This is a genomic window from Streptomyces geranii (assembly GCF_002954775.1).
Classification (GTDB): Bacteria; Actinomycetota; Actinomycetes; order Streptomycetales; family Streptomycetaceae; genus Streptomyces; species Streptomyces geranii.
This window is the reverse complement of record NZ_PJME01000036.1, coordinates 20,521-35,520: the sequence shown is the minus strand read 5'-3', so window position 1 is coordinate 35,520 and position 15,000 is coordinate 20,521. Positions and strand designations below refer to the sequence as shown.

At 71.6% G+C, this 15,000-nt stretch carries 21 protein-coding genes; 19 read left to right on the top strand and 2 right to left on the bottom strand.

The window, feature by feature from the left end; genetic code table 11:
- The first annotated feature begins 232 nt into the window (after nt 1-232).
- Together CW359_RS31755 and CW359_RS31750 are read left to right on the top strand one after the other, a co-directional pair.
- Complete coding sequence (locus CW359_RS31755) at nt 233-706, top strand: hypothetical protein (protein ID WP_105973647.1); 474 nt, start codon at nt 233-235, stop codon at nt 704-706.
- Nucleotides 703-999 carry a hypothetical protein gene (locus CW359_RS31750; RefSeq protein ID WP_105973646.1) on the top strand — a complete coding sequence of 99 codons (297 nt, stop codon included), beginning with the start codon at nt 703-705 and terminating at the stop codon, nt 997-999. Before CW359_RS31755 ends, CW359_RS31750 begins: the two co-directional genes overlap by 4 nt.
- Before the next feature lie 325 nt (nt 1,000-1,324).
- Here the strand turns inward: CW359_RS31750 and CW359_RS45505 are convergent, their stop codons facing one another.
- On the bottom strand, nt 1,325-1,576 hold the full coding sequence (locus tag CW359_RS45505) for a hypothetical protein (protein WP_157968676.1): 252 nt from the start codon (nt 1,574-1,576) through the stop codon (nt 1,325-1,327).
- A 6-nt stretch (nt 1,577-1,582) separates the two neighbouring features.
- Here CW359_RS45505 and CW359_RS31745 point away from each other — a divergent pair, with 6 nt between their 5' ends.
- The 4 genes from CW359_RS31745 (at nt 1,583) to CW359_RS31730 (ending at nt 6,242) form a co-directional block, all read left to right on the top strand.
- Nucleotides 1,583-3,322, top strand: coding sequence for an ATP/GTP-binding protein (locus CW359_RS31745; protein ID WP_232838695.1), 1,740 nt, complete (start codon nt 1,583-1,585; stop codon nt 3,320-3,322).
- Nucleotides 3,323-3,342: 20 nt separating this feature from the next.
- Nucleotides 3,343-3,759, top strand: coding sequence for a conjugal transfer protein TraB (locus CW359_RS31740; RefSeq protein ID WP_105973644.1), 417 nt, complete (start codon nt 3,343-3,345; stop codon nt 3,757-3,759).
- Between the two features lie 75 nt (nt 3,760-3,834).
- Nucleotides 3,835-5,970: a chromosome segregation protein ParM gene (locus tag CW359_RS31735; protein WP_105973643.1), complete on the top strand. Its 2,136-nt coding sequence runs from the start codon at nt 3,835-3,837 to the stop codon at nt 5,968-5,970.
- A gap of 83 nt (nt 5,971-6,053) precedes the next feature.
- Nucleotides 6,054-6,242, top strand: a complete 189-nt coding sequence (locus CW359_RS31730) for a hypothetical protein (protein WP_105973642.1) — start codon at nt 6,054-6,056, stop codon at nt 6,240-6,242.
- 1 nt (nt 6,243) lies between these two features.
- On the opposite strand, the gene CW359_RS46020 is transcribed toward CW359_RS31730, so the two are convergent.
- On the bottom strand, nt 6,244-6,405 hold the full coding sequence (locus tag CW359_RS46020; RefSeq protein WP_198655466.1) for a hypothetical protein: 162 nt from the start codon (nt 6,403-6,405) through the stop codon (nt 6,244-6,246).
- Nucleotides 6,406-6,562: 157 nt separating this feature from the next.
- Here CW359_RS46020 and CW359_RS31725 point away from each other — a divergent pair, with 157 nt between their 5' ends.
- The 13 genes from CW359_RS31725 (at nt 6,563) to CW359_RS31670 (ending at nt 14,910) form a co-directional block, all read left to right on the top strand.
- Nucleotides 6,563-7,123, top strand: coding sequence for a DUF6197 family protein (locus CW359_RS31725; protein ID WP_198655465.1), 561 nt, complete (start codon nt 6,563-6,565; stop codon nt 7,121-7,123).
- 130 nt (nt 7,124-7,253) lie between these two features.
- Nucleotides 7,254-8,027, top strand: a complete 774-nt coding sequence (locus CW359_RS31720) for a hypothetical protein (RefSeq protein ID WP_105973640.1) — start codon at nt 7,254-7,256, stop codon at nt 8,025-8,027.
- Nucleotides 8,028-8,144: 117 nt separating this feature from the next.
- On the top strand, nt 8,145-8,798 hold the full coding sequence (locus CW359_RS31715) for a DUF6919 domain-containing protein (RefSeq protein WP_105973639.1): 654 nt from the start codon (nt 8,145-8,147) through the stop codon (nt 8,796-8,798).
- A 266-nt stretch (nt 8,799-9,064) separates the two neighbouring features.
- Nucleotides 9,065-9,529, top strand: coding sequence for an RRQRL motif-containing zinc-binding protein (locus tag CW359_RS31710; protein WP_105973638.1), 465 nt, complete (start codon nt 9,065-9,067; stop codon nt 9,527-9,529).
- 106 nt (nt 9,530-9,635) lie between these two features.
- Nucleotides 9,636-10,436 carry a hypothetical protein gene (locus CW359_RS31705; protein WP_105973637.1) on the top strand — a complete coding sequence of 267 codons (801 nt, stop codon included), beginning with the start codon at nt 9,636-9,638 and terminating at the stop codon, nt 10,434-10,436.
- 3 nt (nt 10,437-10,439) lie between these two features.
- On the top strand, nt 10,440-10,724 hold the full coding sequence (locus CW359_RS31700; RefSeq protein WP_105973636.1) for a hypothetical protein: 285 nt from the start codon (nt 10,440-10,442) through the stop codon (nt 10,722-10,724).
- Nucleotides 10,725-10,802: 78 nt separating this feature from the next.
- On the top strand, nt 10,803-11,309 hold the full coding sequence (locus CW359_RS31695; protein ID WP_105973635.1) for a hypothetical protein: 507 nt from the start codon (nt 10,803-10,805) through the stop codon (nt 11,307-11,309).
- Nucleotides 11,306-11,656 (top strand): hypothetical protein, encoded by a 351-nt coding sequence (locus CW359_RS46015; protein WP_198655464.1) that lies wholly within the window; start codon nt 11,306-11,308, stop codon nt 11,654-11,656. The genes CW359_RS31695 and CW359_RS46015 overlap by 4 nt, the downstream gene beginning before the upstream one ends.
- Nucleotides 11,653-12,645, top strand: coding sequence for an ATP-binding protein (locus CW359_RS31690; RefSeq protein WP_105973634.1), 993 nt, complete (start codon nt 11,653-11,655; stop codon nt 12,643-12,645). The genes CW359_RS46015 and CW359_RS31690 overlap by 4 nt, the downstream gene beginning before the upstream one ends.
- A complete protein-coding gene (locus CW359_RS31685) occupies nt 12,642-12,920 on the top strand; it encodes a hypothetical protein (RefSeq protein WP_105973633.1) in 279 nt (92 codons plus the stop codon). The genes CW359_RS31690 and CW359_RS31685 overlap by 4 nt, the downstream gene beginning before the upstream one ends.
- A gap of 149 nt (nt 12,921-13,069) precedes the next feature.
- Complete coding sequence (locus CW359_RS31680; protein WP_232838694.1) at nt 13,070-13,354, top strand: hypothetical protein; 285 nt, start codon at nt 13,070-13,072, stop codon at nt 13,352-13,354.
- 189 nt (nt 13,355-13,543) lie between these two features.
- Nucleotides 13,544-14,563 carry a hypothetical protein gene (locus CW359_RS31675; RefSeq protein ID WP_105973631.1) on the top strand — a complete coding sequence of 340 codons (1,020 nt, stop codon included), beginning with the start codon at nt 13,544-13,546 and terminating at the stop codon, nt 14,561-14,563.
- A gap of 53 nt (nt 14,564-14,616) precedes the next feature.
- A complete protein-coding gene (locus CW359_RS31670; RefSeq protein ID WP_198655463.1) occupies nt 14,617-14,910 on the top strand; it encodes a hypothetical protein in 294 nt (97 codons plus the stop codon).
- Nucleotides 14,911-15,000 lie beyond the last annotated feature (90 nt).

Sequence of the window (15,000 nt, the reverse complement as noted above, 5' to 3'; positions counted from 1 at the left end):
GCGCTCACCCCTTGGCAGAACCCCTGCCGCTCATGGTCGTCACCGGCCCGCGCTCGCCCACCGAGCGCGGACCGGTGACGGCCACGGCCGGCAGGCCGCTCGCCCGTACCGCGCCCACCGGGGAGGCGGTGCGGGCGAGGTTCGTTCCGACTACCGCCCCAACCCCGCGCAACAGCCTCGGGGATCACGGATTCCCCCGTTCCCCAACCCCGAGACCCGGAGGTCTTCTCGCATGAACAGCAACGACCCGAACCACTCCCCTCTGCGCGACGTCGCGCAGAGCCCGGAGGCAACCGCCCGGTACCTGGCCGACGTTCAGCGGGTCCTGCTGGACATCGGCAAGAACCTGGAGACCCTCGCGCACGAGACCCGCGTGCACCTGCGTGACACGCACGTGGAGGGCGACCGCTGGTATCACGCGAGGCTGCGCGCGATGCCCGTCGAAAAGGCCCTCGGGAACGTCCTCAAGAACCTGAACAGCCTCACCGGGGGCCTCGAAAAGAGCGCCTATAAGCGCCGTGCCCACGATGAGACCGTTGTAAATACGGCTAAGGGAAGGAGGGAAAAGGAGCTGGAAAGGCAGCGGAAGAACAACCCGCCGACGCTGCAGGCCGCACCCAACCCGCAGCAGCAGGGTGCACAGAGCGAGAATTCCGGGTATGGTGGTCCCACGTCGATTTACGACCTCGGTCGGGAGTCGGCGTGAACCGCCCCCTCAGCAGCGCCGAACGGCGTCAGAACTGGCTGAAGGAAGAGGCGACGAAAGCCCGCGAATCTCGCGGCGAGGCGGGGCTGATGGAATTCTGGCTCCGCCTGGCACGATCCCGAATGTCCAAGGACGTCAAAGCCGGTCGCGGCGACGTCTACTCCGGATTCGCGCTGATCTGCCGCCTGTTCATCACGGCGCTGGACCAGCGGGTGGAGGGCAACGGACGGATCTGGAGCGACCTGCTGCAGTACGCGGAGCAGGTCGTGGCGAAGCACCCCCCGCGTAACTGACCGTCACCAGTGCAGGCCCCGCCGGGCTCCGGCGGGGCCTCGCGCGTGTAAAGCGTGCACACGTGCACGTGCACACGCGTGCACACAAGACCCCACGCTCTGTCAAGTCACAGGAGGGAGGCGCACCGTGTCCGATGAGGACGGCACCGGGACCCTGGTCCAGGGCCCCTGGAGCGGTGATTCCACGTACGTGCCACCGCCGATCCCGGACTACGGCGACACCATTCCGCCGCCGGAAGACATTCCCCCAGCACCGCTGGAGTCGCCGGAGGAGACGACGATGGAACTGCCGGTAATTCCGGCCGCTCCGGACCCGTCGGCAGCTCTACGGTCCGGAGGTATTGCGGCGCCGGAAGCCGGTGAAGAGGACGGTGAATACGAGGAAGGCGAATACGAACAGCCGCGCTCTCTCGCTGACCGTCTCGGTGACTGGCTGGAGTACCGGCTGGAAATGGCGCGGACAAATCATGAAAGCGAAGCGCCTTTCCGTGAGGCCGAAATAGCACGGAAGGCCGCGCTGCTGGAGGGCCGCACCGCGCAGGAAGTCGCGATGATGGAGCAGAACGGAAAGCTCCACGCCGCAATGATGAAAGCGAAGGGCGACAAGGCGGCGGCACGGTCAAAGGCCGACACCGACCGCACGAAGTCGTCCGGCTCCGGCCTGGGGGCGGACAAGGGCCGCTCGAAGGCCGGCGGTGGCGGCGGGTCCCCGCGCGGCGGCAGTGGCAGCGGTCCGTCCCGCAACAACTCGGGTTCCGGCTCGAAGGGGCCGGCCTCGCGCGGGTCCAACTCCGGCGGCAGCGCCGGGCGTTCGGGGTCCGGGTCGACCGGGGGCGGCAAGGGCAGCCCGAAGGGCTCTCAGGCGGGCTCTGGCGGCCGCGCAGCCGGTTCCGGGCGCAACGGGGCATCCGGGGGCCCGAAAGGCTCCCAGACAGGCTCTGGCAGCTCAAAGGGCGACGGCGGCCGGGGCCAGAACGGCCCGGCTTCCAACGCCCGTGCGGAGCGGGCCCGGGGCCGCCAGGAGCGCGCCGGTACCCGGCAGGCCGGGCGGCAGGAGCGGCGCGGCGCCGGGCACACCGCCGGCGTCGCCGACCGGACCAAGAACCGCGACCAGGCCCGCGCCAACCGGCAGAAGGAATGGGAGGACCGCCGGGCCAGGAAAGCGGAGCGGGGGGAGGCGCGGAAGGCGAAGCGGGAAGCCGCGGCGTCGGCCGGCTCCGGTCGCACCACCTTGGGCCAGGCCGTCGGCGAGGAAGTCCAGCGCCGCTTCGACAAGCGCCGTGCCGACGCGAAGGCCGCCGCCGACGCGAAGGCCGCCAAGGCGGCCGGCACCGAGAAGGTGAACCTGACCAAGGACAAGGACTCCAAGGGCAAGGGCACCGACGACGGCAAGAGCGCCGACGACAAGGACGAGAAGGCCGCTAAGGACGGCCCTGACGGGGCCTCCAGCGCCGCGAAGGACGGCAGGGCGGGCGATGAGCCAGGTAAGGACTCCAAGGCTGGTGACGGGGCGTCTGGCGATGCGAAGAAGCGTCGTCGGTTCCGGCGTCGGCGCACCGGCGGCACGGGCCGGACCGGGCGGCGTGGACGTACTCGCCGCACCGGGCGGGCGGGGCGGGCGGGGCGTGGTCGTACGGGTCGTGCCGGGCGGCGCGGCCGTCCGGCGGACAGCCCGTTCGGTGAGGAGGACTCCACCCCGACGTGGGAGTGGCCCGACCGTCCCTCCCGCCCGCCGCGCACCGACAGCAAGGGCGAGGACGACATCGTCGACGCGGACATCGTCCCCGACCAGCCCGCGGCCATGACGACCGGCGTTCGGGGACTGCCGCCCGCGCCGGAACGTCACACCGCACGGCCCGGCACCAGCCGGCCGACCAGCACGGAAGGGAGCAGCGTGAGCAGCGCGCAGGTCAGCAAGCCGTCCGGGCAGGGCAGTCTCAGCGCCCAGCACCGAACGGACATCACGTTCGACGAGTTCCTGATGGAGATGGCGAACATCGCCATCAAGGCCGCCTCCCACCAGGAGCGCGCCGAAGCTATCGCCGAAGCCCTCGGCAAAGTCGCCGACGCCCTGCGGGACATGGCGGCCGACCTGGTCGGCGACCACAACATCGACACCCGCGTCACCGACCAGATCACGGACCTGGCCGACGCCGCGGGCCGCATGAAGCTCCAGGCACTGCGGTGTGCCGAGGAGTGCGGCTTCGCCAAGGAGGCCGCCAAGCTCGCGGCCACGATGGTCGCCCGCATCTACGGCCAGGACATGGCCGCCAAGGAAGACGCGGGCCTCAAACACACGTCGGCCGCCGTCCATCACGACTAGCCCCCCTGGAGGAGCCGCTCATGAGCGATCTCGTACCGCAATCCGGCAGTGCCGCCCCCGTACCGGCCGACGCCGACAATCGCTACAAAGCTGTCCAGACCAAGCTGGACAAGCTCGGCAAGGCGATGGACGACGCCGTCCTCGAACTGGAAGCGCTGCGCCGCGACATGAAGGCCAACGCCACCCACACCACGGGCGTGGCCGACGACATCGACAACGCGGACCTGGACCCCTTGTTCGTGTTTGCCACGAACGAGGTGGCCGTCGCCCTGGGCGGCGCCGCCAACGAGGTGAAGAACCTCGGTGCCACCGCGGGGGAGGTCGTCGACCTCACCCACCAGACCAAGCGCACCCACTCGAAGCTGTACGGCGCGCTGGACGACATCCGCTCCAACCGGCGCGCAAAGACCCCCAGGCCCGGGTTCTTCGACCGCTGACCCCCACCCACCCCCGCCACGGGCGGCCCCGCGACATCCGCGGGGCCGCCCGTGCCCGTTCCCGAAGGAGATACCGTGACCACGCCGCGCAGTGTCGCGCTCGAACGCCTCGCCTACACCCTCGCCGCGCCCGTGCTGGCCGTGGCTCCGAACCTCTATCCCGACAGTCCCGTCAACCAGGTCGTGCAGCTGGCCGGCGCCGCCGGGATCGGCGGCTGGTTCCTGGCCGCCAAGAGCGATGAGCCCGGCGCGGGGCGCAAGATTTTGCGCTGGTCCCCGCTGGTCCTGGCCGCCGCCGTCGACGTCGCCGCCAAGACCACCACCGGCTGGGGCCCGTACTGGATGGACGCCCTGCTCGCCGCCGGATGGGCGGCGGCCGGCTACCTGGTGATGCCGTTCTCCCGGCACACCCGCCGCCGTCACCGTCCCGCCGTCGCCGCCCCGGCCCCCCAGCCGGCCCCCGCCGAAGTCCTCGAGGCGCCGGTGGCGCAGCCGGACGACGGCGCCGACCTGCTCACCCGCGACGCCAGGGTGCTGTGGGAGCAGGCCGGGATGCCCGGCCGCACGCACATCGTCAAGGCCACCCGGCACCCCGGCATGCGGAACGACATGACGATCCTGCTGCGCGCCTCGGAGACCGGACGGCCGATCAGCGGCCTGTCGGAAGCCGTGGTCGCCGCTCCGTTCGGCGTGCACTCCAGCGACGTCGTCCTGGCGGAGGTCGCCATCCAGCCCGGCCGCCAGGGCGGACCCGGCTGGATGGAGGCCCGCATCACCCCCGACGCCAACCAGCGCCGCCGCACCAAGCCGACCGCGCAGGAGCGCTGGACGGACAAGGTCGGCGGGCCAAAGGGCGGCGCCCCCGGCTCCGAGCTGGTCCACAAGACCCGCGACGACGAACGCGGGGTGACCTTCTACCGGGCGAAGATGGCCGACTCCACCGAGACCCCGCGCATCGACCTGGCCAAGGTCTGCCGCGCGCTGAACCTGCCCGAGGACGACTCCTGCGTGTTCGTCCTGATCGACGGCAACGAGTTCCTGATCAGCGCGTTCGACACCCCACCGCTCAGCGCGATCTTCCCCGCCACCCGCGAGCTGCTCACCCCGGACGCCAAGGGCATGTACGTGTGCGGGTTCACCATCACCGGCCAGCCGGTGAAGAGCATGGTGTACCAGCACGACAAGAACGCCGCAGCCCACGGCCTCATCCTGGGCGTGAGCCGCAGCGGGAAGACGCAGTACTTCGCGATCAACATGGCCGCCCAGTCCCTGGACGGCCAGGTGGTGTGGCTGTCCACCGTCCGCAAGGACGAAAAAACCACCGTGCTCGGTCGGTACATCGACCGGCAGGGCTCGAACGCGCTGTGGATGGCACGCCAGGTGCGCGCGGCGAAGGCGCTGTGCGAGATCAGGGCGGAGATGCCCTGGCCGCACGACGGCCAGCCGCACGACTACAAGCCCGGCGACCCGCGCTGCCCCTACCGGCAGCTGAACGTGTACGCGGACGAGTTCATGACCGCGGCGCAGGACGGAGACTTCGGCGAGTTTATCCAGACAGATGGTGATGACCTCACGGTCACCGGCCTCAAGTACGGCATCGGCTTCAACCCGGCCGGGCAGAGCCCGTTCGCGCACAACGGGTTCTCCACCGAGATGAAGGACAACCTGCGGCAGAACAGCCGCCCGGTCATCTTCAACATGGGTTCGCCCGGCGCCACCCGCAAGGCGGCGGAGGGCACCATGGAGAACGCCTACGACGTGCCGACCATCCCGGCCCGCTACTCCCGCAGCGAAGGCTCCGCGATCGAGCGGGCCATCAAGGGCGAGGCCGACCCGGAGAACGGCGTCAGCACGGGCGGCGTCGCGGTCATCGTCCTCGACAACGGCCGCGCCGTGCTCATGCGCTCGCTGTACGCGGACTTCGACACCGACCTCTCCAAGCTGTTCCCCGACGAGGTCAACCGGCTCACCGACTACGAGATCAGCGAGCTGGACAAGCGCGGCCTGTGGTTCGACTGGAACGAGCCCGTACGGCCCGGCGAGTTCTGGCCCGAGCCCGACGAGGACGGCGACGACGACGGCGGCTCCCGCCGACGCGGCGGCGGCAAGGGCGGCAAGCGCGGCGCCAAGTCCGGCAGCAGCCGTTCCGAGTCCCGGGTCACCTCGCCCCGCCAGGCGCTGGAGGCCATCAAGAACCTCAACAACGTCTGACCCTCTCCCGATCCGTCACCGGTGGGGCCGGCCTGCCCGAGCACGGCCGGCCGCACCCGATCCTGAAGGAGGCACCACTCGCCGTGGCCCTTTCCATCTCCGCCGCCGTGCTGCTGGGCATCATCGTCGTCGTCCTGGTCAAGGGCGGCTACGTCCGCATCGGCTCCGCACTGGCCTGCACGCTGTTCGGCTTCACCCTCGCCACGACCGGCCTGGCCCCGGCCATCAACAGCGGCCTCGCCTCGCTCGCCGGACTGATCTCCAGCTTCTGAACTACGCCTCGGTCCACGGCGGGTCGGGCGTGTAGTTGAGTCCGTCGCAGAAGCGGCAGTCCCACTCCGAGGGCACCTCCCACTTGTCGACCCAGAAGCCGACCTGCCTGCCCACGAAGAAGTTGTCCCCGCCGCACCACCCGCACCCGAAGACGAACTCCACCCGATCCCCTTCCCCGTTCCGGTTGGTTCGAGGATGCCCGGGGAGCGGGTGCGGTGACTACCCCGCCAGCGCCCACTCCCCTGCTGCACGACGCCGAAGGGCGCCGCCGGACCTAACCCCGGCGGCGCCCTTCGACGTTCCTCGTCTGGAGCCCGCGATGTCCAACACTCCGTTCTCCCACGCTATGGACCACCCCGCCCCGACGACCCAGGCCGCCGCAGCTGCCACGCCGCCGGTGGCACTGACCCTCGAGGAACGCCTGGCGTTCATCAACGCGGCGATGACCGTGCGGCTGGACGAAGCCAAGGTCGCCTACGAGGTCAACACCGCCCACATCGACACCGAGCCCGTCGACCTGGCCGACGTCGTCACCGTCCCCGTCGACACCGGGCTGTCCCCGCCACCGGACCTGTACCCGACGCCCGCCGCGGCCCTCCTGCAGCGCGCCCACCACCGCCTGCTCACCGGCGGCTGGTGCAAGGACGCCCTGTTCGACGAGGACGGCGCGAGCTGCATGCTCGGTGCCGTCCGAGCCGAGTCCGGCGGCGACCGCGGGCTGGAGAGCACCGCTGTCACGGTCCTCATGGACGCGATCCGCCGCCGGTTCGGCAACGACGTCGACTCCGTCCCGGGCTTCAACGACGCCTTCGCCAACAGCCGCGTTCCGATCCGCATGGTCGACCAGGCCGCCGATCTCGCCGACGCCCGCGGCCTGTGACCCGCCCCGCCCGGTCCCCCTGCCTCGCCCCCGCCCCGGCCTGCTCCAGGAGCCGGGGACGGGGCAGGCCGTCCGGCCGCCAGCGCACCGATCCGACCACCACGACCTCCGACGAAGGAGCTGCTTGACCATGCACTTCGACACCACCCACACCGCCCGGCACTCCGAGCCGCGTACCTACCTGCCCGTCCACGTCCCGCGCACGCCGAAGAAGCCCTCCCGCCTCGCCGCGCTGCGCACCTGGTGGACGACGGCCTGGGCGGAGGGCGGCTTCCTGCACCGCCGGTGGGACGACGTGTTCGCGGCCCGGCACGCCGGCTGGCACGGCATGGCGAACTGGATCAAGGTGACGCTCGGCCTGTTCGCGCTGGGCTGGGGCCCGCTGCTGCTGGACGCTGTGCCCGACGTCGCCAACACCGTCCTGCACGGACTGTTCACCGCGCTCGGGGACGGGCCACCGACCGGCACGGACAGCGGCGGCCTGCGGGGCGTGATCGACAACCCGGTCCGCTCCTACATCGGCCAGAACTCCGCCGGCCTCGCCGTCCCCGCCTCCGCCCTCTACGCCTTCTGGCAGCTCGCCGGGCTGCTCGGACTCATCGGCGGATGCGCCGGCAACACCGGAGCCCGTATCACCTGGGTGCTGTGGGGCGCCGCCTCCGCCGCCATGGTGTGGGCCGCTTCCCCGGCCGGCGGGCGCACCGTCGCCACCGGCCTCGCCGCGCTCATGTGGGCCCTCGCGAGCATCCTCGCCCTGCGCGGCCTGAGCCTGCGGCCCGTCATCAACAACCACCCGCCGGAGTTCCGCCCCGGCCTCCACATCTACGCCACGATCCAGGCCGCCCCGGACGCCGCCGACTTCGACGACGAACCCGACAACATCCACCAGTTCCGCCAGCGCTGACATCCCGTCGACCCGCCTGGTCCTCGAACGCCCCAGTGCGTCCGAGGACTTCACCGGCCGACCGGCCCGCGCATCACCCCCCGACACCCCACCCGTCACCCCATGAGGAGTACGCCGATGAAGTTGCCGTGGATGAGCCGTTCCGACCGCAGCCGCTGGCGGTCCGCCCGGACCGTCGCCGACCTCGGTGAGCTGATGGCCCGCTGGCTGGAGGGGGAGATTGCTTCCCGCCCCGGCTACCAGGCGCGCTACGGGCCCGAGGACGAGACCGAGCACCTGGTGCCCACGCTCGCCGCCCTGTGCCGGGCCGGGTACGTCACCACCTGCTCGCAGCCCGGGGTCGCCGGCACCGGCGTCGACGGCATGTGGTGGGAGCAGCGCGCGGCAGTCGAGCTGGTGGTCGTCGACCCGGCGCTGTGCCACCGCCTGGTCGACGCCGCAATCGCCGCCGGGCTGTTCGTCCGGATCAACGACCACCGCCTCGACAGCGGCGGCGTCCAGGAGCCGCCCGTGGTCGCCACGACCCGCGACGGCGAGGCCATGACCGCGTTCGGCGGACGGATCAGCCGCGCGGACATGGCCATCCAGTGGCCCGGACTGAACCGCGACCTCTACCGGCAGGTCAGCACCGGCACGTACGTCTCGGTCATCGCCCCCGAGTACGGCCCCGACGGCGACCGGCTGTGGACCGTGCTCGACCGCCTCACCGGCCGACACCACAACGACCCGTGGGCGAGCCGTACCCGGCCGACCGGAACCGCCAGCCGCTGACCGTCTCCGCACTCCGGTCGCTCCGCCTGGTCCTCGCCCACCCACACGGTGTGGGCGAGGACCAGGCCGACCGGCCGCCAGCACCATCCCGCGCCCCGCCGACGCACAACGCGTCCGCGGGGCGCGCTGCTTGCCCACCGACGTCTGGAGGACCTGCCCGTGCTCATTCCCCGACCGCGCCGCCGGATCGGCCGGCCCCGCCCCCACCGCCCCGGACCCCGCTACCCCAAGCGACCCGCCCGGCTGCCCAGCACCTGGAAACAGTGATGCCGCGCCCCCGGAAGAAGCGCCGCCCCCGCGAGAAGAAGCAGGTGCCGCGCAACAGAGCCCTGTTGCCCGAGTACGACCGCGGCGCGGTCCCCGAAGGCCTGGCCACGCGGCGCCAGTTACGGGACATGGGCCTCAGCCCCGGCAGCAACAGGGGCACGGTCGCGATCGTGCGCTGCAAGTGGTGCTCCTACCGGCCGTGGCTGTCCTGCAACCACCCCACCCGCGGTTTCCTGCTCCGCGTCGATCTGGCGAAGCCCAAGCGGATCCCGACGCTCGCCCAGGAGTGGGCGCTGGACCGGGCGATGGCGGCTCGCCAGACCTGCGGCGAATGCGGGAGGCGTTTCTACAGCTGCCTCTCCAAGAAGTTGGGGTGCTGCCTGCAGTGCCACGACGGCACACCGGCGGACCCCACCAGCTACGCCGCGCCCACCTCCTCGCCCGCGCACCGGCTCGCAGCCTGACCCGGCAGCGCCCCGAGCGCTGCCGACTGCCTTGACCCGCCCGTACCGCCGCTTGGCGGGCCGGGCGGATCAGGAGAACCGAACACCACCACATAGGGAAAAAACCATGATCAGCATCATTCGCGGGTCGACCCGCCGCACCTACAAGCAGGCGGTGGAGACCGCGAAACGTGTCCCCGGCCTGGAAGGCGAACTCGCCCAGGAACGCGGCAGGGCAGGCGACTTCGAGCAGAAGAACTCCAACCTGGAGCAGCTCCTGGAGGAGCGCGACGGGACGATCGAGAACCTCCGCACCCAGCTCGACAGCCTCCGCCGGGCCGGTGACGAGATCGCCGCGCTGATGGCCACCGGCCTCCCGCCCGACGCCGCCGGCTACCACGCCGCCCGCATCCTGCTGGCAAACGCCGACCAGTTCCGCCTCGCCGACACGGCCGAAGGCCGCGCCGGGCTGAAGGCGATGCGCGACCTGACCGAGCCGCAGAAGGTGACCTTCCTCTACCGCTGCGGCCGAATGCAGTCGGCCCACGCCACCGAGGCAGCAGCCAAGGCGGAGGCCGAACGGCAGGGCGCCCCTGCTGACGGCTGGGGGCCCGCTACCACGTACACCGAGCGCGGTGACCTTGCCCGCGCGCTCGACTATCCCTGGACGTTCGCCACCCTCCGAGTGGACGCCACCGCACCATGGATCACCCCGTGGGACTTCGGCATTGTGTACGTCCTGATGAACGGCCGGGTGCCGTACGCCGCGTTCAGCGACCCGGCCGACGCGGTCCGTGAGCAGGACCGCCTGGGTATCCCGCACACCGCCGACAGCCTGGTCCGCATGGAACTGGAGGCGAACCCCGCCCCGGCCGCGATCTCCGGGAGCAGTACCCGGCCGGACGTCCAGCCGTCCCCGGTCGTCTGAGCCGTGCGCGCCCGAACCGCCCTGCTGCTCGTGGCCGCCGTACCGCTCACGGTCACGGTGGCCGCCACTGCTCTCAAGGCCGGCCACTGGCGGCTGACCCGCTTCCCGTACGGCATCCGGCTGGAGCCGCTCCCCCGCCCCGACTGTCCCGACTGCCGGGGCGAGGGCGGCTGGTGGACGAGCGGCCCGTACCCGGACATGGAGGCCTGCTGGTGCTGGGCAGAGCGGCGCGAGGTATCCCTGCGCCTCCTGCCTCGCTCCACGGGCATCGACGAACCGCCCTTCTGACGGATCCCCGTGCCGCCCCGACCAGCTGACCAGCGCTCAACTCCCCTTCACCCTCTGCGAGATCAGGAGAACTCCAGCATGTACCGTCCCGCCGCCTTCGCCGCCCTGCTCGGACTGACCCGCGCCGCCAGCGCGATCGGTGACTTCTGGGTCCAGAGCGACTACTGCGCCCGTGTGAAGGGTGCCTCCGACGACTTCCCGGTCACCTACGCGGACCCGGTCACCGACGAGAAGACCGTCCACGGCACCGCCGACGGCCGTACGGCGTGCCTGCACCACTGCCTCACCTACACCGCCACCCAGGCGATCGTCGCCGGACTCGGAGCCCGCGCCCTCGGCATCAAGGTGCACCCGGGCGCGGCCGTGGCCGGGCTCGCCCTGTCGCTGGGCACGCACTACATCGCCGACCGCCGGGTGCCGGGCGAGGGCGCCCTGGAGGCGATCGCCACCAAGACCGGCAAGGGCGGCTTCTACCGCCTCGCCGACTTCGGCATCAACGGCGCCTTCCACCTCGACTCCGCCTGGCACCACGGCTGGGAGACCGTCGCCGCCCTCATCGCCACCACCAAGGCGACCAGCCGGTGACCACCCGGTCCCGCACCCGCCTGGACCGGGTGCGCGCCTCGGTCGGCATCGCCCAGCTCGCACTCCAGCAGATCGAGGACGACCTCCAGGCCGACGACATCGACCCGGCGGGGCTCGCCGCGATCCTGCGCGAACTCATCGAGGACACCGACCAGCCCGGCGGCCTCATCGCGGCCGTGGCGCAGCTGGTCACCGCCGCCGCACGCCGGGCTGCGCAGATCGAGCCGGACCGCGACGGCGACGCCTCCTGCCCGCTGCACGAGGCTGCCGCCCTGATCACCGACAACGCCGGGCAGCTCCTGATCTGGGCAGCCCGCGCCCTTGACCCCCAAGGAGAAGCCGTATGACCGCCCCCCTCTACCCGGACCTGCCCGAGAACGCGCTCCTGGTGCTGATCGGAGCATCCGGTGCCGGCAAGTCCACGCTCGCCGGCACCTGGCCGGAGCACCAGGTCGTCAGCCTGGACAAGCTCCGGGGCGTCATGACCGACGACTGCGGCGCGCAGGAGGCCACCGCCGACGCCGTCGAAGCGATGCACCTGATCGTGGACCGCAGGATGGCCCGCCGGCTCAACACGGTCGTCGACGCCACGTCCGTCTACGCCAAGGACAGGGCCCCGCTGGTCGACGCCGCGAAGCGCCACGGCATGCCGGTCATCGCCGTCCTCGTCCCCACCCCGCTGCCGGTATGCATCGAGCGGCAGCAGGACCGGCCCGCCAACCGGAGCGTGCCCGGGGACACGGTCACCACTCAGCACCAGGCCATGGTCCACTCCCACTCGAACCTGCGGGCGGAAGGCTTCAACGAGGTCGTCTTCTCCGACAGCCTCTACCGGCTGGAGCCCTTCCTCAGCCAGATCAGCGACATCCGGATCCGGGAGCTCGGCACGGGCGGCAGCGACGGTCTGGGCGACCTGATCCTGCCCCGCAGGTTCTTCGGCCCCGAACTCCTGCCGCTGTGGCGGTGGAAGGACAGCTCCCCCCTCGCAGGGGACGACCGCGTCGCGGAGATCCGCATCGGCCAGCAGTACCTCACCCTCGCCCTGCGTACGGACATCGACGGCGAAGGCAGCGTCGGCTTCGAGGTCCTGCTGCCCTGCCCCTTCGACGACGAATGCGAGGGCGAGGCGTGGGCCCCGGCCTACACGGTCACCGACCTGTGGAGTGCGCTGTCCGGCGACCGCGACCAGGACCCCGACATCGTCTGCACCGTCCACGGCGGCTTCGGAGACATCGACCAGGAGGCCGACGACCACGCCAACAACAGCAGGCAGGAAGACGACCCCGAAGGGCACGCCGACCTGGAAGCACAGGCGATGGAAGCGGTCCACGGATGACTACGGAGCCCGACACGTCTACTGCTTGCGGCTGGGACCAGGCCACCTACCGGTGCGGCCGGTGCGGAGCCGCGTACACCCTCACAGAAGAGGCCTACCTGAAGGCCGTCGGCGTCCACGGCGACGCACACGCCGTGTGGGACCGCCTCAACCCCACCGAGCGGGACGGCTTCGCCTCGATCCTCCGCGTGATCCTGGCCTCGGCGGGCCTCGGAGCCGAATTCCTGGTCATCGCCGACCGGATGACGCACATCGAGTCCGGCAGCACCAGCTGACCATCCCGCTCCCGCACGAACACCCCACAGCCCACCGCTTCGGCCGGCGACCGACCTCCGTACGTCGACGCCGCGCAGCACCGTCCACACGGCCGCCGGGCTGCCCCCGGCGGCCCATCACCCTCCAACTCGACTACCAAGGAGACCCTGTGGCCGCTCGCCAGCCCACCAGGAACATGTTCGCCGCGCTCAGCGCCTGCTTCAGCCGGGATCTCGCCGCGCTCATCTCCGAGGACGCGCCGCACGACCCGACACCGAACGAGTTCATCGACCTGGTGACACGCGTCCGCGACGGCGTCAACCCCGTCAGTGAGGACCTGGTCGATGCCGTCACCGAACTCACCGACGCGCTGAACGGTCCCACGGGCGACCAGCGGGAGGCCCTGTCGCGGGCCCGCGCACACCTGCGGAACGCCATCGAAACAACCCACTGAACCCCCGCGTTGAGCGCACTCTGTGCCGCCCCGGCCCCCGCCACCTGGCGGGATCCGGGGCGGTCGCAGTGGCCCCTCAACCACCACAGCACAAGGCGAACTCCCGGGCCGACACCCAGAGCCCGCCCTCCGCCTCCCCTCCCCCGTGTTCCCTTCATCCGCCCTCGCGGGCAGGAACGGAGTTTCGTCATGTCCTCCGACGCCGTGCTACGGCAAGCCCCCGGCCCCGCCGACCGCGCCCTGCCCGACCCGACCGGCGCACCCACCGGCGCACACGGGGTGCTGCCGACCGAGCCGGTACAGATCACGTTCACCCCCGCCGGGCCGGACGGAGCAGCGCTGGCGGCCGGTACGGGCTGGCTCCAGCCCGGAGGCCTGGTCGTCCACACCGGCTGGTCCTCCCCGTACCCGGACCGCACCCAGCCCTGGCGGCAGAGCGAGGCCCGGGCGGGCGCCCAGTCCTGGATCATCTCCACCCCGTGCGGCCAGGAAGTGGCCGCGTTCCCGTACTTCAGCCGCGAACGGGCACAGGAGGCCGCAGCCGTCATCGCCGCCGCCCTCCCGGACGGCGCCTGGACGCCCGGAACGCGTGCGGACGGTCTCTTGTACGAGCGAGCCTTCGACGCCTCCACCGGGCCGGAGATGCTGCCCGGCAGCGACAGCCGCGGACGTCCCGACTGGGGCTTCGGCGCCGCCTGGATCCTGTGGCGCATGCCGCCGACCCGCGCCCTGTACGAGCGGATGATCGCCAAGCACGATGGCCCCGCCCCCACGAAACACTGCCTGTCCTGCCGCGAATCGGTGCGCCAGGCCCGCCGCGACGGCTGGAACTGCCGCACCGGTCACTGGCCGGCCTGGGGAACCCACCCGCCCGGCTACGTGGAACACGTCCACTGCTCCTGCCGGCACTGCCTCGCCTTCGTGACCATCGGCACCACCGGGAAGACCACCGACGGCCAGCCCGGCGCGCTCTCCGCCTACACCATGAGCCCGATCCGGGAGAACGACCAGCAAGTCCCCTACGAGGAACGCCCCTTCGCCTGGTGGCGCCACATGCTCGCCGAGGGCGGCCACGTGATCCTCGACAACCGCCCCTGCTCCGGCCTGTGGCCCCAGGGCGTACGCCACGACGACGCCTTCCTGTGCGAGACGGGCCTCGCCGGAACCGACACCACCGGCACACACGCCACTTCCCGTTCCCGGCCCTGACCCGCCCGGGCCAGGGCATCCGACCAGCCCCATCACAGGAAGGAGATGGGCCGTTGCCGTACTACGAGGTCGACGTCCCGATCAGCAACACCCGCCAAGGCCTGCGCGGGGTGCACGTGTTCACCGGCCAGGCCGACAGCCCCGGCACCGCCGTACGGCTCGCGCACGAGGCCTACGACGCGGCGCGCTCCGCACAGCAGGCCGGACTCGCGATCCCCGGCAGCCGACCGGACGGCTGGGGAGCACGCGGCTACCGGCCCGGCTGGGAGCCCGACTGGCCCGCAGCGACCGCAGACCGCTGGAAGAGCCCCTACAGCTGGACCAGCCTCAGCACCTTCGGGCTGTAGCTCCGCCCCGGGACGGACGACAAGGCATCCAAACCAACCGCCCGTCCCGGGCCCAACCCACCCCGTACGAGACGAGAGGGAGATCCTCAT